The organism is Streptomyces sp. NPDC096324 (genome assembly GCF_044763015.1).
In the GTDB taxonomy this organism is placed as follows: Bacteria; Actinomycetota; Actinomycetes; order Streptomycetales; family Streptomycetaceae; genus Streptomyces.
This window is the reverse complement of sequence record NZ_JBIWFK010000017.1, coordinates 133,019-159,155: the sequence shown is the minus strand read 5'-3', so window position 1 is coordinate 159,155 and position 26,137 is coordinate 133,019. Positions and strand designations below refer to the sequence as shown.

Annotated in this window: 22 protein-coding genes; 14 read left to right on the top strand and 8 right to left on the bottom strand. The window is 71.5% G+C overall.

Annotated features, from left to right (window positions below; translation table 11 throughout):
* The 7 genes from ACIQ7M_RS35275 to glgB all read left to right on the top strand — a co-directional run.
* A partial coding sequence (locus ACIQ7M_RS35275; RefSeq protein WP_403651823.1) for an alpha-glucosidase C-terminal domain-containing protein occupies positions 1-450 on the top strand: 450 nt, incomplete at its 5' end.
* Between the two features lie 718 nt (positions 451-1,168).
* Complete coding sequence (locus ACIQ7M_RS35270) at positions 1,169-1,771, top strand: signal peptidase I (protein ID WP_355762284.1); 603 nt, start codon at positions 1,169-1,171, stop codon at positions 1,769-1,771.
* 127 nt (positions 1,772-1,898) lie between these two features.
* The gene (locus ACIQ7M_RS35265) at positions 1,899-2,447 is read left to right on the top strand and encodes a hypothetical protein (RefSeq protein WP_403651820.1); all 549 of its coding nucleotides are present in this window, start codon (positions 1,899-1,901) and stop codon (positions 2,445-2,447) included.
* Between the two features lie 219 nt (positions 2,448-2,666).
* On the top strand, positions 2,667-3,164 hold the full coding sequence (locus ACIQ7M_RS35260; RefSeq protein ID WP_403651817.1) for a hypothetical protein: 498 nt from the start codon (positions 2,667-2,669) through the stop codon (positions 3,162-3,164).
* 196 nt (positions 3,165-3,360) lie between these two features.
* On the top strand, positions 3,361-4,038 hold the full coding sequence (locus ACIQ7M_RS35255) for a hypothetical protein (RefSeq protein ID WP_403651814.1): 678 nt from the start codon (positions 3,361-3,363) through the stop codon (positions 4,036-4,038).
* Positions 4,039-4,264: 226 nt separating this feature from the next.
* Positions 4,265-5,671 carry a maltokinase N-terminal cap-like domain-containing protein gene (locus ACIQ7M_RS35250; RefSeq protein WP_386985607.1) on the top strand — a complete coding sequence of 469 codons (1,407 nt, stop codon included), beginning with the start codon at positions 4,265-4,267 and terminating at the stop codon, positions 5,669-5,671.
* A gap of 48 nt (positions 5,672-5,719) precedes the next feature.
* Complete coding sequence (gene glgB / locus ACIQ7M_RS35245) at positions 5,720-8,032, top strand: 1,4-alpha-glucan branching enzyme (protein WP_403651810.1); 2,313 nt, start codon at positions 5,720-5,722, stop codon at positions 8,030-8,032.
* A gap of 64 nt (positions 8,033-8,096) precedes the next feature.
* On the opposite strand, the gene ACIQ7M_RS35240 is transcribed toward glgB, so the two are convergent.
* From ACIQ7M_RS35240 to ACIQ7M_RS35225, 4 genes are all read right to left on the bottom strand, one after another.
* Entirely contained in the window at positions 8,097-10,412 is a 2,316-nt protein-coding gene (locus ACIQ7M_RS35240; protein ID WP_386985616.1) for a HelD family protein, read from the bottom strand.
* Between the two features lie 131 nt (positions 10,413-10,543).
* On the bottom strand, positions 10,544-10,876 hold the full coding sequence (locus ACIQ7M_RS35235; protein WP_403651807.1) for a thioredoxin family protein: 333 nt from the start codon (positions 10,874-10,876) through the stop codon (positions 10,544-10,546).
* A complete protein-coding gene (locus tag ACIQ7M_RS35230; RefSeq protein ID WP_355762302.1) occupies positions 10,873-11,301 on the bottom strand; it encodes a MerR family transcriptional regulator in 429 nt (142 codons plus the stop codon). Before ACIQ7M_RS35230 ends, ACIQ7M_RS35235 begins: the two co-directional genes overlap by 4 nt.
* 66 nt (positions 11,302-11,367) lie before the next feature.
* A complete protein-coding gene (locus tag ACIQ7M_RS35225; RefSeq protein WP_403651803.1) occupies positions 11,368-11,889 on the bottom strand; it encodes an Lrp/AsnC family transcriptional regulator in 522 nt (173 codons plus the stop codon).
* Positions 11,890-12,036: 147 nt separating this feature from the next.
* Between ACIQ7M_RS35225 and ACIQ7M_RS35220 the strand changes: the two genes are divergently transcribed.
* The gene (locus tag ACIQ7M_RS35220) at positions 12,037-12,942 is read left to right on the top strand and encodes an NAD-dependent epimerase/dehydratase family protein (protein WP_403651800.1); all 906 of its coding nucleotides are present in this window, start codon (positions 12,037-12,039) and stop codon (positions 12,940-12,942) included.
* Position 12,943: 1 nt separating this feature from the next.
* The gene (locus ACIQ7M_RS35215; protein ID WP_403651797.1) at positions 12,944-13,831 is read left to right on the top strand and encodes an aldo/keto reductase; all 888 of its coding nucleotides are present in this window, start codon (positions 12,944-12,946) and stop codon (positions 13,829-13,831) included.
* A 34-nt stretch (positions 13,832-13,865) separates the two neighbouring features.
* Here the strand turns inward: ACIQ7M_RS35215 and ACIQ7M_RS35210 are convergent, their stop codons facing one another.
* Together ACIQ7M_RS35210 and ACIQ7M_RS35205 are read right to left on the bottom strand one after the other, a co-directional pair.
* Positions 13,866-14,630, bottom strand: a complete 765-nt coding sequence (locus tag ACIQ7M_RS35210; protein ID WP_355762312.1) for a DUF2127 domain-containing protein — start codon at positions 14,628-14,630, stop codon at positions 13,866-13,868.
* A gap of 68 nt (positions 14,631-14,698) precedes the next feature.
* Complete coding sequence (locus ACIQ7M_RS35205; RefSeq protein WP_403651794.1) at positions 14,699-16,549, bottom strand: MFS transporter; 1,851 nt, start codon at positions 16,547-16,549, stop codon at positions 14,699-14,701.
* A gap of 179 nt (positions 16,550-16,728) precedes the next feature.
* Between ACIQ7M_RS35205 and ACIQ7M_RS35200 the strand changes: the two genes are divergently transcribed.
* Positions 16,729-17,346: a TetR/AcrR family transcriptional regulator gene (locus ACIQ7M_RS35200; protein WP_355769452.1), complete on the top strand. Its 618-nt coding sequence runs from the start codon at positions 16,729-16,731 to the stop codon at positions 17,344-17,346.
* Positions 17,347-17,500: 154 nt separating this feature from the next.
* Here the strand turns inward: ACIQ7M_RS35200 and ACIQ7M_RS35195 are convergent, their stop codons facing one another.
* Entirely contained in the window at positions 17,501-18,919 is a 1,419-nt protein-coding gene (locus ACIQ7M_RS35195; protein ID WP_389847063.1) for a cation:dicarboxylate symporter family transporter, read from the bottom strand.
* Between the two features lie 362 nt (positions 18,920-19,281).
* Here ACIQ7M_RS35195 and ACIQ7M_RS35190 point away from each other — a divergent pair, with 362 nt between their 5' ends.
* The 3 genes from ACIQ7M_RS35190 (at position 19,282) to ACIQ7M_RS35180 (ending at position 22,626) form a co-directional block, all read left to right on the top strand.
* Positions 19,282-21,021, top strand: coding sequence for an ATP-binding protein (locus tag ACIQ7M_RS35190; protein WP_403651791.1), 1,740 nt, complete (start codon positions 19,282-19,284; stop codon positions 21,019-21,021).
* Entirely contained in the window at positions 21,018-21,695 is a 678-nt protein-coding gene (locus ACIQ7M_RS35185) for a response regulator (RefSeq protein WP_386985590.1), read from the top strand. The genes ACIQ7M_RS35190 and ACIQ7M_RS35185 overlap by 4 nt, the downstream gene beginning before the upstream one ends.
* A 217-nt stretch (positions 21,696-21,912) precedes the next feature.
* Entirely contained in the window at positions 21,913-22,626 is a 714-nt protein-coding gene (locus ACIQ7M_RS35180) for a helix-turn-helix domain-containing protein (protein ID WP_403651787.1), read from the top strand.
* 128 nt (positions 22,627-22,754) lie between these two features.
* On the opposite strand, the gene ACIQ7M_RS35175 is transcribed toward ACIQ7M_RS35180, so the two are convergent.
* Positions 22,755-23,780, bottom strand: coding sequence for an ATP-dependent 6-phosphofructokinase (locus tag ACIQ7M_RS35175; protein ID WP_355769444.1), 1,026 nt, complete (start codon positions 23,778-23,780; stop codon positions 22,755-22,757).
* A 251-nt stretch (positions 23,781-24,031) separates the two neighbouring features.
* Here ACIQ7M_RS35175 and pta point away from each other — a divergent pair, with 251 nt between their 5' ends.
* Positions 24,032-26,122 carry a phosphate acetyltransferase gene (gene pta, locus ACIQ7M_RS35170; protein ID WP_355769441.1) on the top strand — a complete coding sequence of 697 codons (2,091 nt, stop codon included), beginning with the start codon at positions 24,032-24,034 and terminating at the stop codon, positions 26,120-26,122.
* Positions 26,123-26,137: the final 15 nt, after the last annotated feature.

Here is a 26,137-nt window from a genome sequence, read left to right as displayed (position 1 = left end):
GGCTTCTCCTCCAGCGACCCCGGCCGCCTCTTCCTCCCCACGATCATGGACCCCGTCTACGGCTACCAGGTCACCAACGTCGAGGCGTCCATGTCGTCGCCCTCCTCACTGCTCCACTGGACCCGCCGCATGATCGAGATCCGCAAACAGAACAAGGCCTTCGGACTCGGCTCCTACACCGAACTCCCCTCCTCCAACCCCGCCGTCCTCGCCTTCCTGCGCGAGGCACCCTCGGTCGAGGGCGAGGAGGACGACGACCTCGTCCTGTGCGTGCACAACTTCTCGCGCTTCGCCCAGCCCACCGAGCTCGACCTGCGCGAGTTCAACGGCAGGCACCCCGTCGAGCTCATCGGTGGCGTGCGGTTCCCGGCCATCGGCGAACTGCCCTACCTCCTCACCCTCGCCGGCCACGGCTTCTACTGGTTCCGGCTCCGGAAGGAATCCGTCTGACGAGCCGCGTTCCGCGCGAAGGACGCCGTCCGGAACCCAACCAGGGTTCCGGACACGTCCGTTGACGCCCGGACACGACCGTTGATGCCGGGTCACGCCATGACATGCCCATTGAATAGCGGCGTTCGGCCCGGCACCCGCCAGATCCGGGCACACCCCCCGGAAGCCGCAACAGCGGCCGTCTCGCCACCTTTAAACCACTCCAGTATCACGTTTCGATAACGCGACCTCCACACTTCATCCACACACTTCCCACCATGCGCACACACCCCTAATCTGATCTTGGCCACCTCGACGGAGGCCACTCCCTGGGGGGGAGTTCATGGCATGCGCACAGCGCGGGAGTGGATGAGATTGTCCAGGTCAGGCACCGCTTTATAGCGGCTCTCCTTATCGGCGGACCGGCGCCCCGTACCGACGGGTGACCTCACGGTCGGCCGGCCTCCGACCCGACGTTGTGCGTGTCCTGTGAAGACCGCGGCGACGGGGCGACCCGGGGACCCGCTCTGTCTCCGGACCAAAGGCCCGTCCTGTCGCCGCCCTCCTTCCGACCCGCACTCGGACACGGAAGTCCCGCGGACTCCGCGGCTCTTCCCCCAGACGGGCGCGGGGGATGCGCAAGCCCCCGAGCGACATTCCCCCGCGCCTCCCCCGGTGGCCCGGCAACCGTGCCTTCCGCACGCCCCGCAGGCCCGAACTCGTCCGCAGGAGAGAACAGTTGAAGCTGGCAGTACGCAGTGCGACGGCGGAACCCGCCGAGACGCCGGCCGCCGAGCGGCCGCCCGGGCGTCGGCACTGGGCCCACCGGGTCCTCTCGGCCCTGCTGAGCCTCGTGGTCGTCCTGCTCGCCGTCGGCTTCGCCGTGGCCGCGGTCGCGGTCAAGTCCGGTAAATGGGAGGCCAGTTCGGTTCTCAGCGGCAGCATGGAGCCGAAGCTGCCCACCGGCAGTGTCGTGATCGCGCAGCGGGCTCCGGTCACGTCGCTGAAGGTCGGTGACATCGTTATCTTCCACCGCCCTGACGAGCCGGAACGCCAGGTCGTCCACCGGATCGTGAAGATCACGCCCTCCGCGGACGGACCCGTCCTGGAGACCAAGGGCGACGCCAACCGGACCCAGGACCCCTGGCACGTCCGCCCCGAGGGCGACACCGCCTGGATCGTCCGTCACGACGTGCCGTACATCGGCTACGTCACCACCTCGATCCGCACCGAAACCGGCTTCAGGGTGCTGCTCGGCGCGGCCGCCGTGCTGATCGTGGGCGGCGTCGTCGTCCTGCTGTGGCGCCCGAAGAAGCCCACCCCACAGACCACCACCCCATAAGGGCCACGGGACTCCTTCCCGTGACACGTCACCGGGCGGCACCCAGCCAATGGGCCGCCGGGAGGGCCGTGTCGTGCCCTGGGCGCACGCCCGAGTCTCAACCCATCCAACAGAAGGGCCCAACACCGTGGCCATTTCCTCCAAGAAGAAGACGATCGCGGCCGCCGCGATCGCCGTCGGCAGCCTCGCCCTCATCGGCGCCGGCGCCGGCGCCACCTTCACCGACACGGTCACCGCGCAGACGGACCTGCGCTCCGGCCACGCCGACCTCAACATCGTCAAGGCCGAAGGCACCACCTCGGCGTACGACGGTGTCGCCCCGCACGCCACCTACACCTGGGGCGGCACCTCGGCCTGGAACATCGTGTCCGGCAACTACGCCGTTCTCGAGGGCGAGCAGCTCCTGGGCTCCTCCACCAGCCGTCTGGTCACCAACTTCACGGTCGAGAACGACGGCACCGCCGGTGCGGGCGTCGCGTTCGACGTCGTGAAGAGCGGCGACCTGGGCGGCGCCCTCAACGTGAAGGTCACGCGCGTCGACGCCGCCACCGACTCGACCTGGCTGAACAAGGGTGCCAAGGCCACCTACAAGGTGGAGATCGAGGTCAAGAACCTCGACAACTCCTGGCAGAACCTGACCGGTTCGGTCGCCGTCAAGGTCACCGCCACCTCCTGATCCACCCCCGCGTGAGTGGGCCGGAGCGGTTCCGACCGCTTCCATCGGCCGGAACCTCCGGCCCACCCCGCAAAAACGCCCTGGTCCAGTGACCACCGACCCGCCGCGGGATTGCCCTCCCGCGGCGGGTTCAGGCGCTGCGGCCACCCTACGGGTCCACCGGCCGGGTCGGGCAGACGCCCCCGTACGCCGGAGCCCCGCTCCTGAAAGGTCCTTCACATGGCCATTTCCAACAAGAAGAAGGCGATCGCCGTCGCGGCGATCGTCGCCGGCAGCATCGGCCTCGTCGGCATCGGCAGCAGCGCCGTGTTCACCGACACCGTGACCGCCACCTCGTCCGTCAAGACGGGCACCGCCAAGCTGCGGATCGAGGACTACAACGGCTGGACCATCACGCCCGGGACCGACGGCCACAAGGCCACCCTCCCCCAGCAGGTCTTCTTCGACAAGTCGACGATGACCTACCGGACCCCGATCATCACCGTCCACAACGACGGCGACATCGACCTGCCCTTCAAGGCCACGGTGACGCCCACCGGCATCGAGGGCCTGACGGCCACGCTGGAGCGTGTCGGCGGCAGCGCCGGCGACGGCCAGCCGCACGTTCCCGCGCAGGGCTACGTCCAGTACCAGGTCGTCCTCACGGCCACGGACCTCGGCAACGACGTCTCCGGCAAGTCGGCCAACGTCGTCTTCAGCCTGACCGGTACCGCCTGATCCTCGCCGGTCACGGCAGGAATCTGAACGGTCCGCCGACAGCCCACCCGACCCGACCTGGCGAGACGCCGGTCGGACCGGGTGGGCCCAGGCATTTCCACCACCGCTCGCACCCGGGCGTCCGCTGTGACCGCCCTGCGGCCGCGCCGCCCGGAACACGAGACGAACCCGGCTCTATCAGAAGGGCTCTACCCCCATGGCCATCTCCGACCGGAGAAAGATCGTGGCGGCGTTCACGCTCGCCGCGGGTGGCTTTGGCCTCATCGGCGTGAGCAGCGGTGCCACGTTCACCGATACCGTGACGGGCTCTATCACCGTCAGCGCGGACCTCCCTCCCACTCCGACGCCAACGGCGACGGCAACGGCAACGGCAACGGCAACGGCAACGGCCGAACCCACCGAGCCGACTCCGGGGAAGTCCGACGACCCGGGAACGGGGAGTCCGAGCCCCTCGGGCTCCGGATCCGCCACCCCCACGCCGACGCCCACGTCCACACCCGCCAAGCCCCCCAAGCTGACGGTCGACCCCGATGACCACAGCAACTGGTCCACGGACGACACGGTCTGCACGTACAAGAAGGAGATCAGATTCACCGACGTCACCGCCAAGAAGCTCGGAGTCTTCACGGCGGAGAACACCGGTGAGACCGATCTGAAGGTCACGACCAACGTCACTCTGCCGACCGCGCTCAGCGGGAAGGTCACGGCGGAGCTCAGGCTGGTCAAGGGAACGGCCGAACTGAAGGGCAAGGCGAAGGGCAAGGTCGACTCCGCGACGTACGAGTTCTGGCTCACGCCCAAGACGTCGGGCTACACCATCTCCAAGGACGACGCGCAGAAGATCAAGATCACCTTCGTCGCCTCCGCCGTCTGACCCGAGCCCGCGGCTCGGATCCCACGCGGCACGCGCGGCCGGGAGTGAACACCGCAAGGGTGTCCAGGTCTGGTGTCACACACCGGAATTGGACACCCTTGTGCCATGTCCGCAGGAAATCTCCAGGACCCGGCCGACTGAAAAGGCCCCCGGGCGGGGCGGTTTCCACGGCTGCGCCCGGGGCACGCATACGTAACACCCCGACCCCGGGGAAAGGACGCGACCCATGTCGGAAGCCGTCACACGCACCGCGCCCCCAGGTCCCGGCCTTCTGGCGTCCCTCGATCCCCTGCTGCGCGACTGGCTGCCGCGGCAGCGCTGGTTCGCCGGCAAGGGACGGCCCGTCACCGGCCTATCGCCGGTCGCCGCCACCGAGTTGCTGCCGGCGAAGGGCCAACTGGGCCTGTTCCACCTGCTGACGCGGGCCCATCAGCCGCCCGTGCCGGGCGCCCCGGCCGTCCCCGGCGACTGCTACCAGTTACTGATCGGCGTACGCGAGGCGCTGCCGCCGAGGCTCGCTCCGGCGCTGATCGGGCACCTGACCGAGGGGCCCCTCGCCGGACACACGGTGTACGAGGCCCTGTACGACCCCCAGCCCGCCGATGTGCTCCTGGAGGCCCTGCGCTCCCGGGCCCGCATCGGCGGGCTGCGTTTCGAGCGGGACACCGGGCGGGAGATACGGCCCGGTCTCGTGCCGCGCATGATGACCGCCGAGCAGTCCAACTCGTCCGTGGTGTACGGGGACACGTTCATCCTCAAGCTGCTGCGCCGGATCGTTCCCGGGATCAATCCCGACCTCGAACTGCCGCTGGCCCTGGCCCGCGAGGGCTGTGCCCGGGTTCCGGCGCCCACCGCCTGGATGCGGACCGAGCTGTCCGGGCAGTCGTACGTCCTGGGCGTGCTCCAGCCGTTCGTGCAGGGCGCCTCGGACGGCTGGGAGCTGGCGCTGCGCGAGCTCGCCAAGGGCGAGGACTTCGCCGCCGAGGCGCGCGCCCTCGGGCGGGCCACCGCCGAGGTGCACACGGCGCTGGCCCGCGCGCTGCCCGTGGTGACCCTGGGCAACGCCCAGGTGCGGCCGCTCGTCGACGCGATGACCGAACGGCTGGACGCCGCCGCGCGTGCGGTGCCCGTGCTCCGGCCCCACGCACCCGGTCTGCGGACCGCGTTCGAGGCGCTGGCCGGCCTGTCCGCCGAGGGCCACACGTGGACGGCCCAGCGCGTCCACGGCGATCTGCATCTCGGCCAGTGCCTGCGCTCCCCGGACGGGGAGTGGTCGCTCATCGACTTCGAGGGCGAGCCGTCGAAACCGCTCGCCGAGCGCCGTATGCCCCAGCCCCCGGCACGTGACATCGCGGGCATGCTCCGCTCCTTCGACTACGCGGCCCACTCCGTGCCCCGGGCTCCGGGCGCGGCGGGGGCACCGGCGGAGTCCGGCTGGGCCGACATCTGCCGGGCCGCCTACTGCACCGGATACGCCGAGGTCAGCGGCCTCGACCCGCGCACGGACCCCGTATTACTGCGTGCCTTCGAGACGGACAAGGCGGTGTACGAGGTCGTGTACGAGGCCCGGCACCGACCGGACTGGCTGCCGGTTCCGCTCGCGGCGGTACGGCGGCTGGCCGCGTCCCCCTGATCCCCCTGTGCCCCGCCCCCAGCTCACCCGCCCGAGGAGGCTCCGCCCGTGACGTCCCGCCCCCGGTCCGACGACACTCCGAAGAAGACCAGCGCGAACGAACCGGCTCCCGAAGACAGGAAGCCCGCCGGGAGGCCGGCGGCCGGCGGGGATGTCCCCGTCGCGCCGACGCATCCCGCCGGTCTCGGCCCGGCGGACCGCCGCCGGCTTCTCGACGGCACGCACCACGATCCGCACGGGGTGCTGGGCGCCCATCCGATGCCGGACGGCGTCGCCTTCCGGGCCTTTCGCCCGTACGCGCTCGGGGTCACGGTCGTCACGGACGATCTGCGCGCGGAACTGCGCGACGACGGGGACGGGTTCTTCTCGGGGCTGCTGCCGCTGCGCGCGGTTCCCGACACGTACCGGCTGGTCGTGGCCTACGAGGGGACGGTGCTGGAGACCGAGGACGCCTACCGGTTCCTGCCCGCGCTCGGCGAGGTGGACCTGCATCTGATCGGCGAGGGCCGGCACGAGGAACTGTGGCGGGCGCTCGGCGCCGAGCCGATGGAGCACCAGGGCGTCACCGGAACGCGGTTCACGGTGTGGGCCCCGAACGCGCGCGGTGTGCGGCTGGCCGGCGGCTTCAACTTCTGGGACGGCACGGGCCATCCGATGCGGTCGCTGGGTTCCTCCGGAGTGTGGGAGCTGTTCGTTCCGGGGATCGGGGAGGGCGAGCTGTACAAGTTCGACATCGCCCGCCCCGACGGATCCCGCACCCTGCGCGCGGACCCGATGGCCCGCCGTACCGAGGCGCCGCCCGCCACGTCGTCGGTCGTGCACGCCTCCCACCACGAGTGGCGCGACGCCGAGTGGATGGAGCGGAGGGCCGACCGGCCGGCCCATGAGGCGCCGTTCTCGGTGTACGAGGTACATCTCCCCTCCTGGCGACCGGGCCTGACCTACCGCCAACTGGCCGACCAGCTCCCCGCCTACGTCACCGACCTCGGCTTCACCCATGTCGAGCTGATGCCCGTCGCCGAGCATCCCTTCGGCGGCTCGTGGGGGTATCAGGTCACCGGGTTCTACGCGCCCACCGCGCGCCTGGGCACCCCCGACGACTTCAAGTACCTCGTCGACGCCCTGCACCGCGCCGGGGTCGGCGTCCTCATGGACTGGGTGCCCGCGCACTTCCCCCGCGACGAGTGGGCCCTCGCCGAGTTCGACGGCCGCCCGCTGTACGAGCACGCCGACCCGCGGCGCGCCGACCACCCCGACTGGGGAACCCTCGAATTCGACTACGGCCGCCGCGAGGTCCGCAACTTCCTCGTCGCCAACGCCACCTACTGGTGCGAGGAGTTCCACATCGACGGCCTGCGGGTCGACGCCGTCGCCTCCATGCTCTACCTCGACTACTCCCGCGAACCGGGCCAATGGGTCCCCAACGAGCACGGCGGCCGCGAGAACCTGGACGCCGTGGCCTTCCTCCAGGAGATGAACGCCACCGTCTACCGGCGCAACCCCGGTGTCGTCACCGTCGCCGAGGAGTCCACCGCCTGGGACGGCGTCACCCGGGCCACCCACCACACCGGCCCCGGAGGCTTCGGCGGTCTGGGGTTCGGGCTGAAGTGGAACATGGGGTGGATGCACGACTCGCTGGACTACGTGTCCCACGACCCGGTGCACCGCAAGTACCACCACGACGAGATGACCTTCTCGATGGTGTACGCCTACAGCGAGAACTACGTCCTGCCGATCTCCCACGACGAGGTCGTGCACGGCAAACGCTCCCTGGTCTCCAAGATGCCCGGCGACTGGTGGCAGCAGCGCGCCAACGTCCGCGCCTACCTCGCCTTCATGTGGGCCCATCCCGGCAAGCAACTGCTTTTCATGGGACAGGAGTTCGCCCAGGGCGCCGAGTGGTCCGAGGCCCACGGACCGGACTGGTGGCTCCTCGACCCGGCGTACGGCGCCGAGCCCGACCACCGTGGCGTGCGGGACCTCGTCCGCGACCTCAACACCGTCTACCGGCACGAACCCGCGTTGTGGGAACGGGACACGGACCCGTCCGGCTTCGCCTGGATCACCGGTGACTCGGCCGACGACAACGTCTTCGCCTTCCTGCGTCACGCCGCCGACGGCACCCCCCTGCTCGCCGTCTCCCACTTCTCCCCCGCCGTCCGCCACGGCTACCGCCTCGGCGTCCCCGAGGAGATCCCCGCCTGGCACGAGATCCTCAACACCGACACCGGGCGCTACGGCGGCGGCGACGTCACCAACCCCGACCCCGTCAAACCGGAACCCACGGGCTGGCACGGCCGCGCGGCCAGCATCCAGCTCACCCTGCCGCCCCTCGCGACGGTGTGGCTGCGGCCCGCCTGAGGCCGCTTCGGGCGACGCGCGCCCCGGTTCCCGGCGGACACACCGCCGGGAACCGGTCGGCGCCTCACTCCAGCCCGGTGCCCCGCAGCGCGGCGGGCAGCTCGCCGGTGTACAGGACGCCCAGCGCCTGGGTGGCCCTGGTCAGGGCCACGTACAGGTCGCTCGTCCCGTACGAGGCGGGCTCGACCACCAGGACGGAGTCGAACTCGAGCCCCTTGGCCTGCCGGGGGTCGAGGAGGACGACCGTGTGGGTGAGGTCGGGTTCCCCGCCCGCCGTCACCCCGTCCAGCCGGCCGGCGAGCGCGGAGTGCAGCGCCCGCGGCGCGATCACGGCGAGCCGGCCCTCGGCCGGGGTCAGTTCGGCGACGGCCTTGGCGACCGCGCCGGGCAGGTCGTCCCCGGCCTCGCGCGCCCAGGGCCGCACTCCGGTGGACCGGACGGAGCGCGGCGGCTCGAACCCGGGGCGCTCGGCCCGTACGACACCGGCGGCGACGTCCATGATCTCGGACGGGGTGCGGTAGTTGACGCCGAGCCGGGTGTGCTCCCAGCGGTCCTGCACGTACGGGGCGAGGATCTCCTCCCACGAGCCGACCCCCGCCGCCTCCGCGGTCTGCGCGGGGTCGCCTACGAGGGTCATCGACCGGGTGGGGCTGCGGCGCATCAGCAGCCGCCACGCCATCGGCGACAGCTCCTGCGCCTCGTCCACGATGATGTGGCCGAAGGCCCACGTCCGGTCGGCGGCGGCACGCTCGGCGGCGCTGCGGTGGTCGTCCTCCTCGTGCCGCTCGGCCATCCGCTCGGCGTCGATGATGTTGTGCGCGGACAGGATCTCGGAGTCGTCCTCGTGCTTGTCCTCGAACTCGTACGTCCGCGAGGCGTAGGAGACGTCCAGCACGCCCTGCGCGTAGGCGATCTGGGTGCGGCGTTCCCGGTCGGCCAGCGCGCGGGCGACCCGGTCGTCCTCGCCGAGGAGTTCGGCCGCCTCGTCCAGCAGCGGGACGTCCGCGGCGGTCCAGTCGCCGGCCCGGGTCGAGGGGCGCAGGATCGCGGCCGCGTCCTCGTCGGGGACGTGGCCGTACGGGTCGGCCAGGAAGTCGGCGACCAGCCGCCGCGGGGTCACTCTGGGCCACAACTGGTCGATCGCCGACCAGACTTCGGGGTTCTCGGCGAGCTCGTCGCGGATCTGGGTGATGTCGCTGGGGTCGAGGAGGTTGGAGCCGTCGAAGGGGTCCGTGCCGATGCGTTCGGCGAGCATGTCGGTGAGGGTGTTGAGGATGTGGCCCTCGAAGTGCTCGCGGGCCGCGTTGTGGGGAAGACCCGCCGCGCGGGTGCGGTCCCGGGCGACCTGGACGAGGCCCGCGTCGAGCATCAGGACGTCCCGGTCGTGCTCGATGGCGATCACCGGGTCGGGCAGGGCCTGCCGGTCCCGGACGACCTCGGCGAGGACGTCGGCCATCCGGGCGCGGCCCTTCACGGCGGCCGCCTCGGGGGTGTCGGCGGCGGTCGCGTGGACGCCGGGGAAGAGTTCACCGACGGTGGAGAGCAGCACGCCGGTCTCGCCGAGCGAGGGCAGCACCTCGCCGATGTAGCCGAGGAAGGCCGGGTTGGGGCCGACGATCAGGACGGCCCGCTTGGCGAGGAGTTCGCGGTGTTCGTACAGCAGATAGGCGGCGCGGTGCAGGGCGACGGCCGTCTTGCCGGTGCCGGGGCCGCCCTCGACGACCATGACGCCCCGGTGCGGCGCGCGGATGATGCGGTCCTGCTCGGCCTGGATGGTCTGCACGATGTCGCCCATCCGGCCGGTGCGGGCCGAGTTGAGCGCGGCGAGCAGCACGGCGTCGCCGGACGGGTCCTCGTGGCCGGTGCGTTCGCGGTCGCCGAGGTCGAGGATCTCGTCGTGCAGGTCGGTGACGTGCCGTCCGGCGGTGCCGATGTGCCGGCGGCGGCGCAGGCCCATCGGGGTGTGCCCGGTGGCCAGGTAGAAGGGGCGGGCGACCGGGGCCCGCCAGTCGATGAGGATCGGGGTGCGCTCGATGTCGTCGGCGCGGATGCCGATGCGGCCGATGTGGTGGCTGACGCCGGCGGCGGGCGCCCCTTCCACGGGGGACAGGTCGATGCGGCCGAAGCAGAGCGAACCGTCCACGGCGTTCAGCGCGGCCAGCAGTCCCGAGCGTTCGGCGACCAGGACGTCCCGTTCGAGGCGGGCCTGCATGGGTGTGTTGCCCTGGGCGAGCGCGTCCTCGACGGCGGTCTCGGTGGAACCGCGCAGGGCGTCCACACGCGCGTACAACCCGTCGATGAATTCCTGCTCACTTCGCAGTTCATCGTCGGGGAATTCTGTGTGCGATCCCTTGTTTGACAATTCTGCTCCCGCCCGGATATACTGCGCCTACTGAACTTCTTCGCGACTCGAACCTTCGAAGTCGTGAATCATTGAATATACGCAGAGAAATCCCCCGGACGCAATTGTCCAGGGGATTTTTTGTGTGCCGGGTTCTCCGCCGGACGGGATCAGAGCACGTCGGCCAGCTCCTGGAGCAGCCGTCGCTTGGCCCGGGCTCCCACCATCGACTTCACGGGCTCACCGGCGCGGAAGACCATGAACGTCGGCATCGAGAGCACGCCGTACGCCAGGGTCGTCTCCGGGTTCGTGTCGACGTCGAGCTGGACCACCTTGAACCGGTCGGCCTCCTCGAAGGCCAGCTCGCTGAGCACGGGGCCCATCTGCCGGCAGGGCGGACACCAGTCGGCCGTGAACTCCACCAGCACGGGCAGATCCGAGCCGATCACCTCCACCCCGAAGTCCGCGTCCGTCACCTCGGCCACGCCTGTCGCCCTGATCATCGCGTCCGCCCTCCCAGTTCGCACACGGGTTCCGGACCACCCGGAACCTCCGCGTCGGCCGCCAGCGCGTCACGCGCCCGCTCCGCCCGCGCGAGCTGCTCGCCGACCTGCGCGCGCACCGACCGCAGCTCGTCGATCAGCGAGTCGAGCTCGCCGAGCTTGCGCCGGTAGACGTCGAGGGACGCCGGGCACGCGTCGCCCTCGGGATGCCCGGCCCGCAGGCACTCCACGAACGGCCGCGTCTCCTCCAGGTCGAACCCGAAGTCCTGCAGCGTCCTGATCTGCCGGAGCAGCCGCAGATCGTCCTCGTCGTACGTGCGGTACCCGTTCTCGCCCCGCCGCGCGGGGAGCAGCCCCCGCGACTCGTAGTAGCGCAGGGTCCGCGTGGTCGTCCCGGCCCGTGCGGCCAGCTCGCCGATTCGCATGTCGTCGACGGTAGTCCTTGACGCCGACGTCAAGGCAAGCGTCCGCGAGGGGCGTCCCGGCGTGGGTCAGCGTGAGGTGCGCGGGAGCAGCGGCTTGCGGTCCACCGGGGACGACAGCACGATCGAGGTCGTCGTCCGCCCCAGCGCGGAGGTCTGTTCCAGGACGTCCTCCAGATGGATGGTGTCCTCGACGGCGACCTTGAGGATCCAGCAGTCCTCGCCGACGACGTGGTGGGCCTCGGTGATCTCGGGGCGGGCCAGCAGTTCCAGCGTCCGGGGGTGCTTCAGCGTGTACCCGCCGTGCGGATCGACGCGGATGAAGGCCTGGATGCCGTAGCCGAGGCGGGACGCCGACACCTGGGCTCCGTAGCCGGTGATCGCTCCGGTCGCCTCCAGCCGGCGCACCCGCTCCGCGACGGCGGCCGGGCTCAGCCGGACGCGGCGGCCCAGTTCGCTGAGCTTGATGCGGCCCTCGCTCTGGAGCAGTTCCAGGATCTGCCGGTCGAGCGCGTCGAAGCCCACCGGCGTTTCGCCGGAGACGGCGCGCTGATGCCGTGCTTCTTTCGGTACGACAGCCGGATCTCCCATGTCTCCCCCTTCGGTCCCTGCCCTTGCGACGGGAGAATTATGACCACAGGCCGAAGCACCGTGAACGCCCGGCGAAACGGTGTCCGGCGCGCGGGGCGATACGCACGGGTGCACGCGGCACGGGTGCGGGGAAATGGGGAGGGCGACGTGCGGGAGATCTGCGTCATCGGCGGGAACCGGTATTTCGGAAAACGTCTCATATCCCGGCTTCTGGCGGCGGGTGACCGGGTCACCGTGGTCAACCGCGGTTCGTCCGCGCCGCCCGCCGGGACGGTCCATCTGATCGCCGACCGCGACGACGAGGAGTCGCTGGAGAAGGCGCTGGGGTCACGGGTGTTCGACGTCGTCGTCGACCAGGTCTGCTACACACCGCGGCAGGCGGAGATCGCCCGCCGGGTCTTCGCGGGGCGCACGCGCCGGCACGTGATGACGTCGACCGTCGAGGTGTACGAGTACGAGGACACGGCTGACCCGGTCGGCGAGGACGCCGTGGACGCCCGTACGGTCGCCGTCGATCTCGAACTCCCGTGGGGTGAAGCGGAGTTCCTGGACGCGCACTACGGCGAGGGCAAGCGGCAGGCCGAGGCGGTGTTCGCGGCGGCCGGTCCCGCGTTCCCGTACGTGGCCGTGCGCGTCGCCCATGTGCTGGGCGGGGACGACGACTTCACGGGCCGACTGGAGCACTACGCCGACCGGATCCGCACCGGCGCGACGATCGCCGTGCCCGCCGTGAACCACCCGGCGACCTACATCCACGTCGAGGAGATCGCCGACTTCCTGTTCTGGACCGTGGGCGAGGACTTCACCGGCCCGGTCAACGCGGCCTCCCACGGAACGCTGACCACACGGGAGTTGTGCGAGGCGATCGGCGCGCGCCTCCCGGGCGGCCGGACGGTCCTGGAGGCCGTCGAGGTGGGCGAGATCTCCCCCTTCTCCTTCCGCCGTTCCTACGGCATGGACAACGGCCGGGCCACGCGGCTCGGTTTCCCCTTCGGCGAGGCGCGGGCCTGGCTGCCGCGTGCCGTGGCCGAGACGCTCGGAGAGGAGGACTGACATGCGGTACCGCACACTGGGCGGGCTCCGGGTGAGCGCGGTGGGGCTCGGCACGATGCCCCTGTCCGTCGAGGGGCGGCCGGACGAGGCGCGGGCCCTGGCGACGGTGCACGCGGCCCTCGACGCCGGTGTCACGCTCCTCGACACGGCGGACTCGTACCACCTGCCCGGCGGCGAAGCCGGCCACAACGAACGGCTCGTGGCCCGCGCCCTGGCGACCTACGGGGGTGACACCGGGGACGTCCTGGTGGCCACGAAGGGCGGCCGCGGCAGGCCCGCGGACGGCACCTGGACGGTGAACGGCTCGCCGCGTCACCTCAAGGCGGCGGCCGAGGCGTCCCTGAAGCGGCTGGGCCTGGAGGCGATCGGCCTCTACCACCTGCACAAGCCCGATCCCGCCGTCCCCTTCGAGGACTCCGTCGGCGCCCTGCGCGACCTGCTCGACGCGGGCACGATCCGGCTGGCCGGCATCTCCAACACCACCGCCGACCAGATCCGCCGGGCCCACGCGATCCTCGGCGACCGGCTGGTCTCCGTCCAGAACCAGTACTCCCCCGCGGTGCGCGACAGCGACCCCGAACTGCTCCTCTGCGCCCGCCTGGGGCTCGCCTTCCTGCCCTGGAGCCCGCTGGGCGGCATCTCCCGCAGTTCCCTGGACGGCCCGTCCGGCGGGGGGACCGACGGTTCACGGGAGCGGTTCGGGGCCTTCCACGCGGTGGCCCGGGAGCACGGCGTGAGCCCTCAGCGGGTGGCCCTCGCCTGGCTCTCGGCGCTCGCCCCCACGGTGATCCCGATCCCGGGCGCCACCCGCCCCGAGACGGCCCGGGACTCGGCGCGGGCCGCGGACCTGGTGCTGAGCCCGGAGGATCTGGCGCGGCTCGGCCCGTGACCCGGGCCGGGCGCGGGAACTCCGGGCGCCGGGGTCAGACCATGACCCCGGCGGACTCCTCAACCTCCAGCAGGGACGCGCTCTGCCGCTCCGCCTCGAACGCCCTGTGTCCGCCGCGCAGGCCGAACAGCCGTTTGGCGAGGGCGATGTAGAGGACGGCCAGGATGTTGAGGACCAGCGTCGCGATCTTCAGCCAGCTGATGTGCTCGGTGAGTTCGTAGACCTCCAGCGGGAGGAACGCGGCGGTGGCGACGACCGTCAGGTACTCCGCCCAGCGCTTGGCGTACCAGAGTCCGACCGCCTCGATGATCTCGATCAGCGCGTACGCCAGCAGCAGGGCCGCGACCAGCAGCAGCGTGGAGTGCTTGTAGCCGAAGGTCTTCTGGATGGTGCCGACCACGGGCGAGTGGTCGAGGTCGTAGTGGAAGTGCCGGAAGACCGGCCTGAGGACGTCGAGGTACTCGTCGAACAGCCTGCGCACGGCGTCCTGGCTGTTGCTGAACTTCCACACGGCGGCCGCGACCAGCACGATGAACACCCCGCGCACGGCCCGCTCGATCGCCAGGAAGCGCAGGATGAACAGGTCGCGGAGCACCTTGCCGCGCGGGACCAGGGGCGCCTCCGCGGCCGGTCCGGCGCCGTGCGGGGCGCCGAGCGCGAAGTCGCCGCAGCGCAGGCATCGCCAGACCTCACCGAGCGCGGTCTCGGCGTGCAGCCGCACCCGCAGGCGCGGGTCGTCCGGCGCGTAGGTGACGTGCCCCTTGCGCGCGCAGGTGCGCCGGTCCCAGTCGATCTTCATGCTCGGTGTCCTCCGCAGAACGTGCCGTGCCGTGCCGGTCGATCCGGCACGGCACGGTAGTGCATGTTCTACGAGACGGCGGCCCGGGGGGTCCCGGTTCCGGTGTGATCACCGTCGCCCTCCTGGGACCCGACCTCGGACTCGGGCTCGGCCTCGACCTCGGAACCGGACCCGGACCCGGACCCGGACTCGGACTCGGACTCGGACCCGGACTCGGACTCGGACTCGGACTCGGACCCGGACTCGGATTGCGGCTGCGGCTGCGGCTGCGGCTCCGGTTCGTGCCCTGCCTCGCCCTCCGTGCGGGACTTGCGGGGCAGCAGGATCGCCACCAGTACCGTGCCCACGCCCAGGATCACCGCTCCGACGAGGCTGGTGTGCGCCACGGCGTCCGAGAAGGACGAACCGACCGCGTCCGCCATCTGGCGTGCCCCGTCGGCGAGTTGTCCGGCCTGCGCCTTCAACTGGGCCGCCTGCTCGGCGTTCGGGGACTGCGTGGCCTGCTCGCCGAGCGCCCGGGCCTTGTCGCCGATGCCCTGGGCGACGGCGTACCCGGCGCCCACCGAGTCCTGGGCCGTGGTCAGGGCGCCCGCCGGGAGCTTGCTGCCCGCGGTCGCGTCGGCGAGGTGCGAGGAGTACGAACTCGCCAGCACCGAGCCGAGGATGGCGATGCCGAGCGAGCCGCCGAGTTCCAGCGAGGTGTCGTTGACCGCGCCGCCGACGCCCAGTTCGGACTCGGGGAACGCGCCCATGATGGCGTCCGTGCAGGGCGAGAGGGCCAGCCCGATGGCGAGGCCGAGCATGACGAGGGGCAGGACGAGGTCGCCGTACGCCGAGGAGGCGTCCACCCGGGTGAGCAGCGCGAGCGCCGCCGTGCCGCCGACCATGCCCGCGGTGACCGTGAACCTCATGCCGATGCGCGGGGTGAGGTACCCGGTGAGCGCCGAGCCCACGAAGACGGCACCGGCGAGCGGCAGCATCCGTACGCCGGTGTCCAGCGCGTCGTAGCCGAGGACGAACTGGAGGTGCTGGGTGAGGTAGTAGAAGGCGCCGAAGACGGCCAGGAAGAAGAGGGCGACGGCAAGGTTCGAGCCGGCGAAGCGACGGTTGGCGAAGCGTCGTACGTCGACGACCGGGCGCGGGTGGCGCAGCTCCCACAGCACGAAGAGGACCAGCCCGGCCCCCGCGACCACGGCGGCGGTCACGGCCTTGACGCCCCACCCGAAGTGCGGACCCTCGATGATCATGTAGACGAGCGAGCCGATCCAGACGACCGAGAGCAGCCCACCGACGTAGTCGATGCGGTTGTGGTGCGCGGCCTTGGACGGCGGCACCAGGACCAGCGCGCCGACGATGGCGAGCGCGGCGATCGGCACGTTGATCAGGAACGTGGACGACCAGCCGTGGCGCTCCAGCAGGGCGCCGGCGACCAGCGGACCGGCGGCGATGGCGAGTCCGGCGGTGGCGGTCCACAGGACGATCGCCTTGGCCCGCTCGGCGCGCGGGAAGGTCGCGGCGAGCAGGGAGAGCGTGGCGGGCATGATCAGCGCGGCGCCGACACCCATGACGGCACGGGCCGCGATGACCCCGGTGGAACTGCCGACGAGCGAGCCGGCGATCGCGCCGCCGCCGAAGACGACGAGCCCGAGGACGAGCGCGCCGCGACGGCTGTACTTGTCCCCGATCGCGCCGAGCAGCAGCATCAGGGCGGCGTACGGGACGGTGTAGCCGTCGATGACCCACTGAAGGTCGGCGCTGGACAGGCCGAGGTCCTGGGTCATGTCGGGAGCCGCGACCGTGAGGGCGGTATTCGCCATCACGATGATCAGCAGGCTCAGGCAGAGGACCAGCAGCGCCCACCACCGCCTGGCGTAGGGCCGGTCCATCCCCTCGACCGGTTCGTTCATGACGAGACGCATGGCTACGGTCGCCCTTCCTTCGTCGACGGACACGGAGATCGTCCGCGCCAGAAACTTGCACAGTGGAGTGCAACTGCACAACAGTGTGCAAGATACGAGATTGCACAGAGCTGTGCAAATGAAGGAGGTCGAGCCCGGTGCTCACAGGACAGGCGGCCGTCCGGCGACGGGCGGGCAGAATGACAGCCATGACCACGGGTAACCCGAGCCGCGCCGATGTGAACCGCCGCCGCATCCTGGACGTCGCGCTCGCCGAACTGCTGCGTGACCCCGACGCGTCCATGGACCAGATCGCGCGGGCGGCGGGAGTCGTACGGCGTACGGTCTACGGGCATTTCCCGAGCCGCGAGGCGCTGGTCGGCACCCTCACCGACGAGGCCGTGGCGGCGGTCGCGGCGGCGCACGCGGCGGGCCGCGAGGGAGTCGCGGACCCGGCGGAGTCGCTGGCCCGCTCGACCCTGGCCGTCTGGGAGATCGCCGACCGGTACCGGCTGCTGGTCGCCCTCGCCCAGCGCAGCGTCACCATGCAGGGCATCCGCGAGCGCCTGACACCGGTCCGCGAGGCCTGCGCGGAGATTCTCCGGCGCGGCCTGGAGCAGGGCGTGTTCGCCTCGCCGCTGCCGCCGTACGCGCTGGCGTACGTGCACGAGCAGACCCTGTTCGCCCTCATGGAGGCGGTGAACGACGGCCTCCTGGCAGCGGAGGAGGCGGGCGGCTCCGCCACGGTCACCATGCTGACCGCGGCGGGCGTACCCGCCTCGCGCGCCACCGAACTCGTGGCGAAGCTGAGCGGCTGAGCCCCCGGAGGCGGTCAGGGACCCCCGGGGACCCGGCCGTTCCCAGCCCCGCGCCGGACGGCCGGGCCCGTGGGGGGATGCCCGGCCGCCCGGCATCCCGGGGCCTGTCGGGCGGGGAGTGCCGGACAGGCCCCGGGAGCTTTCGGGCCACAACCTAGGCCGTGGCCGGCTCCTTCTCGCCGCCCTGTTCCGGCACGTCCGCGTGGACGTCGGCGCCGGCGCCGGAGTCGTCCAGCAGGGTGTTCTCGTCGAAGGGAAGCCGTCCCGCGAGGACCTGGGACACCCGCTCCCGGTCGATCTCCTTCGTCCAGGTTCCGATCAGGACCGTGGCCACGGCGTTGCCGGCGAAGTTCGTCAGCGCCCGGGCCTCGCTCATGAAACGGTCGATGCCGACGATGAGGCCGACGCCGTCCACCAGGGCGGGCTTGTGCGACTGGAGGCCTCCGGCCAGCGTGGCCAGGCCCGCCCCGCTGACACCCGCCGCGCCCTTGGAGGCGACGAGGAGGAAGAGCAGGAGCGGGATCTGCTCCCCGACCGACATCGGTGTGCCCATCGCGTCGGCGATGTACAGCGAGGCCATGGTCATGTAGATCATCGTGCCGTCGAGGTTGAAGGAATAGCCGGTCGGGACGGTGATGCCGACCACCGACTTGCCGACGCCCAGGTGTTCCATCTTCGCGATGAGCCGCGGCAGGGCGGACTCGGAGGACGAGGTGGACAGGATCAGCAGGAACTCCCGGCCCAGATACCTCAGGAACGTGAGGATGTTCAGGCCCGTCACCACACGCAGCAGCGTCCCGAGCACGATGAAGACGAACAGGAAGCAGGTGACGTAGAAGCCGAGCATCAGCACGGCGAGACTCTTGAGCGCGTCCAGGCCCGCGGAACCGGTGACGGCGGCGATGGCACCGAAGGCGCCGAGCGGGGCGGCCCACATGACCATGGCGAGGATGCGGAACACGAGCCGCTGGATGTGCTCCACCCCGCGCAGGACCGGCTGCCCGGCCGGTCCCAGGGCCTGGAGGGCGAATCCGGTGAGCAGCGCGACGAGCAGGGTCTGCAGGACCTGGCCCTCGGTGAACGCCGAGACCATCGTGGTCGGGATGATCGACAGCACGAAGTCGACCGGCGGCAGCGCCTCCGCCGACACCTGGCCCTGCCCCGCCTCCTTGACCGCGTCGGTCATCGCCAGGCTGGAGCCCGGCTCCAGGATGTTGCCGACGACCAGGCCGATGGCGAGCGCGACCAGCGACATGACCAGGAAGTAGCCGAGCGCGATACCGCCGACGGCGCCGACCTTGGCGGCCTTGCGGACCGAGCCGATGCCCAGCACGATCGTGCAGAAGATGATCGGGGAGATCATCATCTTGATCAGGTTCACGAAGCCCGTACCGATGGGCTTGAGCTCGACGGCGAAGTCGGGGGCGATCAGGCCCACCGCGATCCCGAGGATCACGGCGCCGATCACGGCGATGTAGAGATAGTGCGTGCGGTCCCGTCTGGCGGCGGGTGCGGCAGGTGCGGTCTGCGGCGTGCTGGCCACGGCTGCCCTCCTTGACGACGTCGTCGGCATCATCCGGCGTGCGGCTCACGTCCGGCGGAAACCCGGCGTGCGGCTCACGTCCGGGGGATCCGGGAGGCGGGGCTCCCGGGGGGATGAGGGGACTATCTCCCGGCGTGTGAGGGCGGTCACCCTTCCGTTCATTGAGTTCACACGCGCCCCCGGGACATCCGCTTCACCACCCCGGGGCATCCGCGACGTCACACACCCTGGGGCACCTCCTCGGTCGCGCACCCCTGCGAAACCCCCTTCGCCAGGCACCCCTGCGGCACCCCTCGTCACACACCCCTGCGGCACCCCTCGCCACGCACACCTGGGGCGCCCCTCGTCACACATCTGGGGCGCCCACGCCAGAGGAAGGCACACTGAACGGCATGCGTCTCCCCCGTGTCCCGCGACCGCGCAGCCTGGCCGGCCAGCTCTTCGGCATGCAGGCCGTGCTCATCGCGGTCCTCGTCGCCGGGTACGCGCTGTTCACCTACGTCGGTGACCGCGGCCAGGCCGAGGAGGCCGCGGGCCGCCAGGCGATGGCGGTCGCACGCTCGGTCGCGGACGCCCCGTCCGTCCACGCGGCCATCGGCACCGCGCATCCCACCGAGGAACTCCAGCCGTACTCCCTGCGGGTGCAGCGGGACACGGAAGTCGACTTCGTGACGATCATGGATCCACACGGCATCCGCTGGACGCATCCCGACGAGAAGCTGATAGGCAAGCACTTCCTCGGGACGATCGGCCCCGCGCTGAGTGGCGACTCCTTCACCGAGACGTACACCGGCAGCCTCGGCCCCTCCGTCCGCGCCGTCACCCCGATCCGGGTCGACGGCCGGACCATAGGCCTGGTCAGCGCCGGCATCAAGGTCGAGGCGATCACCAGACGCGTCCAGAACCAGGTCACACCCCTGGTCGGGGTCGCGACCGGGGCGCTGCTGCTGGGCGCCGTCGGCACGTACGTCATCAACGCCCGGCTGCGGCGCTCCACCCACGGCATGAACGCGGCCGAGCTGAGCCGGATGCACGACTACCACCAGGCCGCGCTGCACGCCGTGCGCGAGGGGCTGCTGATGCTGGACGGGCAGTTCCGGGTTGCGCTGATGAACGACGGCGGGCGCGAACTGCTCGGCGTCACGGACGCCGTGGTCGGCCGCTCACCGGCCGACCTCGGGCTGCCCGCGGCGCTGACGGGCGCGCTGCTGTCGGCGGAGCCCCGCGTGGACGAGGTCCACTTGACGGACACACGCGTGCTGGTCGTGAACACCTCCCCGGTGTCCGGCGGCGAGCGCCGCGGCACGGTGGTCACCCTGCGCGACGTGACCGAACTCCAGTCGCTGACGGGCGAGCTGGACTCGGAGCGCGGCTTCACCCAGGCGCTGCGCTCGCAGGCGCACGAGGCGGCGAACCGGCTGCACACGGTGGTCTCCCTCATCGAACTGGGCCGCGCCGAGGAGGCCGTCGAGTTCGCCACGGCCGAGCTGGAGCTGGCGCAGACGCTCACCGACGAGGTGGTCTCCGCGGTCAGCGAACCCGTCCTCGCCGCTCTGCTGCTGGGCAAGGCGGCGCAGGCGAACGAGCGCGGGGTCGAGCTCGTGGTCTCCGAGGACAGCGGCATCGACGACGGGCTCCTCCCTGCCTCGCTCACCCCGCGCGACCTGGTCACCGTGCTCGGCAACCTGATCGACAACGCGATGGACGCGGCGCAGGGGACGATCGGTGCACGCGTCACGGTGACGGCGTTCACCGAGGAGGCGGCCCTGGTGCTGCGGGTCGCCGACACCGGATCCGGGGTGGACCCCGCCCACACCGAGCGGGTCTTCCAGCACGGCTGGTCCACGAAGCCCTCGGGCCCCGGCGGCCGCGGTATCGGCCTGGCCCTCGCCCGCCAGACGGTGAACCGGCACGCGGGCACGCTCGCGCTGCACGAAGGAGCCGACGGCGGAGCCGAGTTCGAGGTACGCCTACCGCTCCCCACCCCACCCGACAACCCCGACCCGGACCCCGCCTCCGGCCGGACCCCGGTCCCGAGGTCCGGCCCGGGTTCCGCGCCGGACGCCGGCGCGGCGCCGGGTGTCCCGGCCGCCAGGCCGTCCGCGCCCGTTCTGCCGGGAGGCTCCGCATGACCGAGCCGATCCGCGTGCTCGTCGTCGAGGACGATCCGGTGGCCGCCGACGCGCACGTCCTGTATGTCGGCCGGGTGCCCGGCTTCACGGCGGTGGGCAAGGTCCACACGGGTGCGCAGGCGCGCCGCGCGCTGGAGCGTACGCCCGTGGACCTGCTGCTGCTCGACCTGCATCTGCCGGACACGCACGGCCTCCAGCTCGCCCGGTCACTGCGGGCCGCCGGCCACCGCGCCGACGTCATCGCGGTCACCTCGGCGCGGGACCTGGCGGTGGTACGGGAGGGCGTCTCGCTCGGGGTCGTCCAGTACGTGCTGAAGCCGTTCACCTTCGCCACCCTGCGCGACCGGCTCATCCGGTACGCGGAGTTCCGTGCGGCGGCCGGCGAGGCGAGCGGTCAGGCCGAGGTGGACCGGGCGCTGGCCGCCCTGCGGGCTCCCGGCCCCGCCGCGCTGCCCAAGGGCCTGAGCGCGCCGACCCTGGAACGTGTGACCGTCACCCTCCGGGACCACACGGGCGGACTGACGGCGGCCAAGGTCGCCGAGGCCGTCGGCATCTCCCGGATCACGGCCCGGCGTTATCTGGAACATCTGGTGGAGGCGGGCCGCGCGGCACGCGCCCCGCAGTACGGGACGGTCGGCCGGCCGGAGCTGCAGTACCGCTGGGTGAAGAGCTGACCTGCCGGACGGGGCCACCGGCCGATGCCGACAGGCCTGACTGCCGTACGCGCGACCGTGGTGTCGCACGTGGTGTCGCACGTGGTGTCGCACGTGGTGTCGCACGTGGTGTCGCACGGAAGGGCGAATTCCGGACCGCGACCGAAACCGTATGTTCCTACAATCTGTAATTGTGGCCGAACAGTCCGTAGTCATCGCCACCCTCGGCCCATAGCTTGTGCGCGTGCACCGACCGCAAGCCCAACAGCCCACCCCGCCCTTCAACGCCCCGGCCGCCCGAAGACTGCGGGCCGCACTCGGAATGGGGCCCGAGCATGTCGCGTACGGCCTGAGGGCCTCGTACGGACTGCCGTACGCCACACCGGATCTGGTCATCGCCTGGGAACGCGGCATCGCCCGCCCGAGCAGCCCCGAACTCACCGCCCTAGCAGGCGTGTTGTGGTGTTCGGCGGGTGAACTCACAGGCGCGCCGCGCACCTTGCGCGAACACCGCGTCGCCCGCGATCTCGCGCCGGAGGACGTGGCGCACGCCGTCGGGATCGATCTCCTCGCCTACGAGCGCATGGAGGAGTCCGGCAACTGGCGTGGCAACGAACGGCAGTCGACCGCGCTCGCCAAGGCCCTCGACCTCTCGCTGCCCGACTTCGTCACCGTGACGGGCCGTGACGGGCGGCTCGCCGATCTGCTGCGCAGCGCCGTGACGACGCGCTGGGGGGCCTACGTGCGCCCGGTCGGGAAGCTGGTGCCGCTGGACCGCGGTCTCCTGGAGACCGTGCTGGAGGAACTGCACACGGACTACCAGGGGCGGATGGCCGCCACCCTGAACTGGGGCGCCGGTCCGGCCGCCATCGGTTCCGGCGAGTCCGGCCAGGACTTCCTCGACCGGGTCGTCGACCATTTCTGGACAGCCGTCCGCGCCAGTACGTACTGAGGTCCCCGGCTCCGGCCGGGTCCCGGACCGCGGCCCCGGGCGGGGCCGTGGTCCGACACCCGGCCAGGGCGTCGGACCGCCGTCCGCCCGCGGGGCCGTTGTCCGGTCTCCGTCCGCGGGCCCGGGGCCTAGAAGACCGACTCGGCCTCGTCCATCCGGTCCTTCGGCACGGTCTTCAGTTCCGTGGTCGCGTCCGCGAGCGGCACCATCTCGATGTCCGTGCCGCGCAGCGCGGTCATCTTGCCGAAGTCGCCCCGGTGCGCGGCCTCGACGGCGTGCCAGCCGAAGCGCGTGGCGAGCACGCGGTCGTACGCGGTCGGCGAGCCGCCGCGCTGGACATGGCCGAGGATGACCGGCTTGGCCTCCTTGCCGAGGCGGCGCTCCAGCTCGTACGCGAGAGCCGTGCCGATGCCCTGGAAGCGTTCGTGGCCGAACTGGTCGATCTCGCCGTGGCCGTAGTCCATCGTGCCCTCGGCGGGGTGGGCGCCCTCGGCGACGCAGATGACGGCGAACCGCTTGCCGCGCGAGAAGCGCTCCTCGACCATCGCGACCAGGTCGGACGGGTCGAAGGGGCGCTCCGGCAGGCAGATGCCGTGGGCGCCGGCCGCCATGCCGGACTCCAGCGCGATCCAGCCCGCGTGCCGGCCCATGACCTCGACGACCATCACCCGCTGGTGGGACTCGGCCGTCGTCTTCAGCCGGTCCATGGCCTCCGTGGCGACACCGACGGCGGTGTCGAAGCCGAAGGTGCGGTCCGTCGCGGAGATGTCGTTGTCGATGGTCTTCGGCACGCCGACCACCGGGAGACCCGCGTCCGACAGCATCCGGGCCGCCGTGAGCGTGCCCTCGCCGCCGATCGGGATGAGCGCGTCGATGCCGAACTCGCGGGCCATGTCCTGGGCGTTGTCACAGGCCTCGCGGAGCCGGTCCCGCTGCAGCCGGGAGGAGCCGAGGATGGTGCCGCCGCGGGCGAGGATGCCGCTGACGGCGTTGAGGTCGAGGGTGCGGTAGTGGCCGTCGAGGAGCCCGGCGTAGCCGTCCTCGAAGCCGATGACCTCGTCCCCGAAGTTGGTGACCGCTCGGTGCACGACCGACCGGATCACTGCGTTCAGGCCAGGGCAGTCGCCGCCTGCGGTGAGAACTCCGATGCGCATCGTGCTGTGTCTCCTGCTCCCTGCTGGTCCGTGTGAGCCGTTTCGATTGTTTCACGGCCCGGGATGCCTCGCCGATTCCGTCCACCGCCGCACCCGCGCCCCGGACGCCGCTCCCGCCTGACCGGCACGTTTCCCCTGGCGGGCGCCTTAGCCAGCGCCGGAGGTATTGTCAAGAGGGTTCTGCTCACGTTGGTGGGCCCTTTTTCCGAGCCCAGAAACCCGCCTGGCGACGAAACGGATGGAGAGCACGCGTGACGCGCAGCGTGTACGTGACCGGGATCGACCGAGGTGACGGCCGTCAGGTCGTCGAACTGGGGGTCATGGAACTGCTGACCCGCCAGGTCGACCGGGTGGGGGTGTTCCGCCCGCTCGTGCACGACGGTCCGGACCGGCTCTTCGAACTCCTGCGGGCCCGCTACCGGCTGGTGCAGGACCCGGCGACGGTGTACGGCATGGACTACCGGGAGGCGTCCGCGCTCCAGGCCGAGCAGGGTACCGACGAGCTGGTGTCCACGCTCGTCGACCGGTTCCACCTGGTCGCCCGCGACTACGACGTCGTCCTCGTCCTCGGCACCGACTTCGCCGCCACCCAGCTCCCCGATGAGCTGGCGCTCAACGCCCGGCTTGCGAACGAGTTCGCCGCGTCCGTGCTCCCGGTCGTCGGCGGCCGGGGCCAGAGCGCCGAGTCGGTGCGCGCCGAGACGCGCAACGCCTACCGCGCGTACGACGGGCTGGGGTGCGACGTCCTGGCCATGGTGGTGAACCGGGTGGCCCCCGAGGACCGGGCGCAGATCGCGGAGCGGCTCGACTCCCGTCTGCCGGTGCCCTGTTACGTGCTTCCGGACGAGCCCGCGCTCTCCGCGCCCACGGTCGCGCAGATCACCCACGCGCTCGGCGGCAAGGTGCTCCTCGGCGACGACGCGGGGCTCGCCCGTGACGCCCTCGGCTTCGTCTTCGGCGGAGCGATGCTGCCGAACTTCCTGGCGGCCCTGACCCCGGGATGCCTCGTGGTCACCCCGGGGGACCGGGCCGACCTGGTGATCGGCTCGCTCGCGGCGCACAGCGCGGGCACCCCGCCCATAGCCGGCATCCTGCTCACCCTGGACGAGAAGCCGACCACCGAGATCCTCACGCTCGCGGCCCGTCTCGCGCCCGGCACCCCGGTCGTCTCGGTGGCCGGGAACTCCTTCCCCACCGCCGAGGCGCTCTTCGCCCTGGAGGGCAAGCTGAACGCGGCCACGCCCCGCAAGGCGGAGACCGCGCTCGGTCTGTTCGAGCGGCATGTGGACACCGTCGACCTGCTGAAGCGGGTCTCCGCGCCCAGCAGCGACCGCCTCACCCCGATGATGTTCGAGCACCAGCTCCTGGAGCAGGCCCGCTCCGACCGGCGCCGCGTCGTGCTGCCCGAGGGCACCGAGGAGCGCGTCCTGCACGCCGCCGAGGTGCTGCTGCGCCGGGGTGTGTGCGATCTGACCCTGCTCGGGCCGGTCGACCAGATCCGCAAGAAGGCCGCCGACCTCGGCATCGACGTCAGCGCCACCCAGCTGATCGACCCTCAGACGTCGCCGCTGCGGGACTCCTTCGCCGAGAAGTACGCCGGACTGCGGGCCCACAAGGGCGTCACGGTGGAACTGGCCTACGACGTGGTCGCGGACGTGAACTACTTCGGGACGCTGATGGTGGAGGAAGGCCTGGCCGACGGGATGGTGTCGGGGGCCGTGCACTCGACGGCGGCGACGATCCGGCCCGCCTTCGAGATCATCAAGACGAAGCCGGAGTCGAGGATCGTCTCGTCCGTCTTCTTCATGTGCCTGGCCGACAAGGTCCTGGTCTACGGCGACTGCGCGGTGAACCCCGACCCGGACGCCGAGCAGCTCTGCGACATCGCCATCTCCTCGGCCGCCACCGCGGAGCAGTTCGGCGTCGAACCGCGGATCGCGATGCTGTCGTACTCCACGGGCACCTCGGGTTCGGGCGCCGACGTCGACAAGGTGCGCGCGGCGACCGAGCTGGTGCGCGCCCGCCGCGGCGACCTGCGGATCGAGGGGCCGATCCAGTACGACGCCGCCGTCGAACCGTCGGTGGCGGCGACCAAGCTGCCGGAGTCGGAGGTCGCCGGGCAGGCGTCCGTGCTGATCTTCCCCGACCTCAACACCGGCAACAACACGTACAAGGCCGTGCAGCGTTCGGCCGGCGCGATCGCCGTCGGCCCGGTGCTCCAGGGTCTGCGCAAGCCCGTCAACGACCTGTCCCGCGGCGCCCTCGTCCAGGACATCGTCAACACGGTCGCCATCACGGCGATCCAGTCCCAGACCTCCGACCAGAAGGCTGCCCGTCAGTGAGCGCCCACCCGTCCC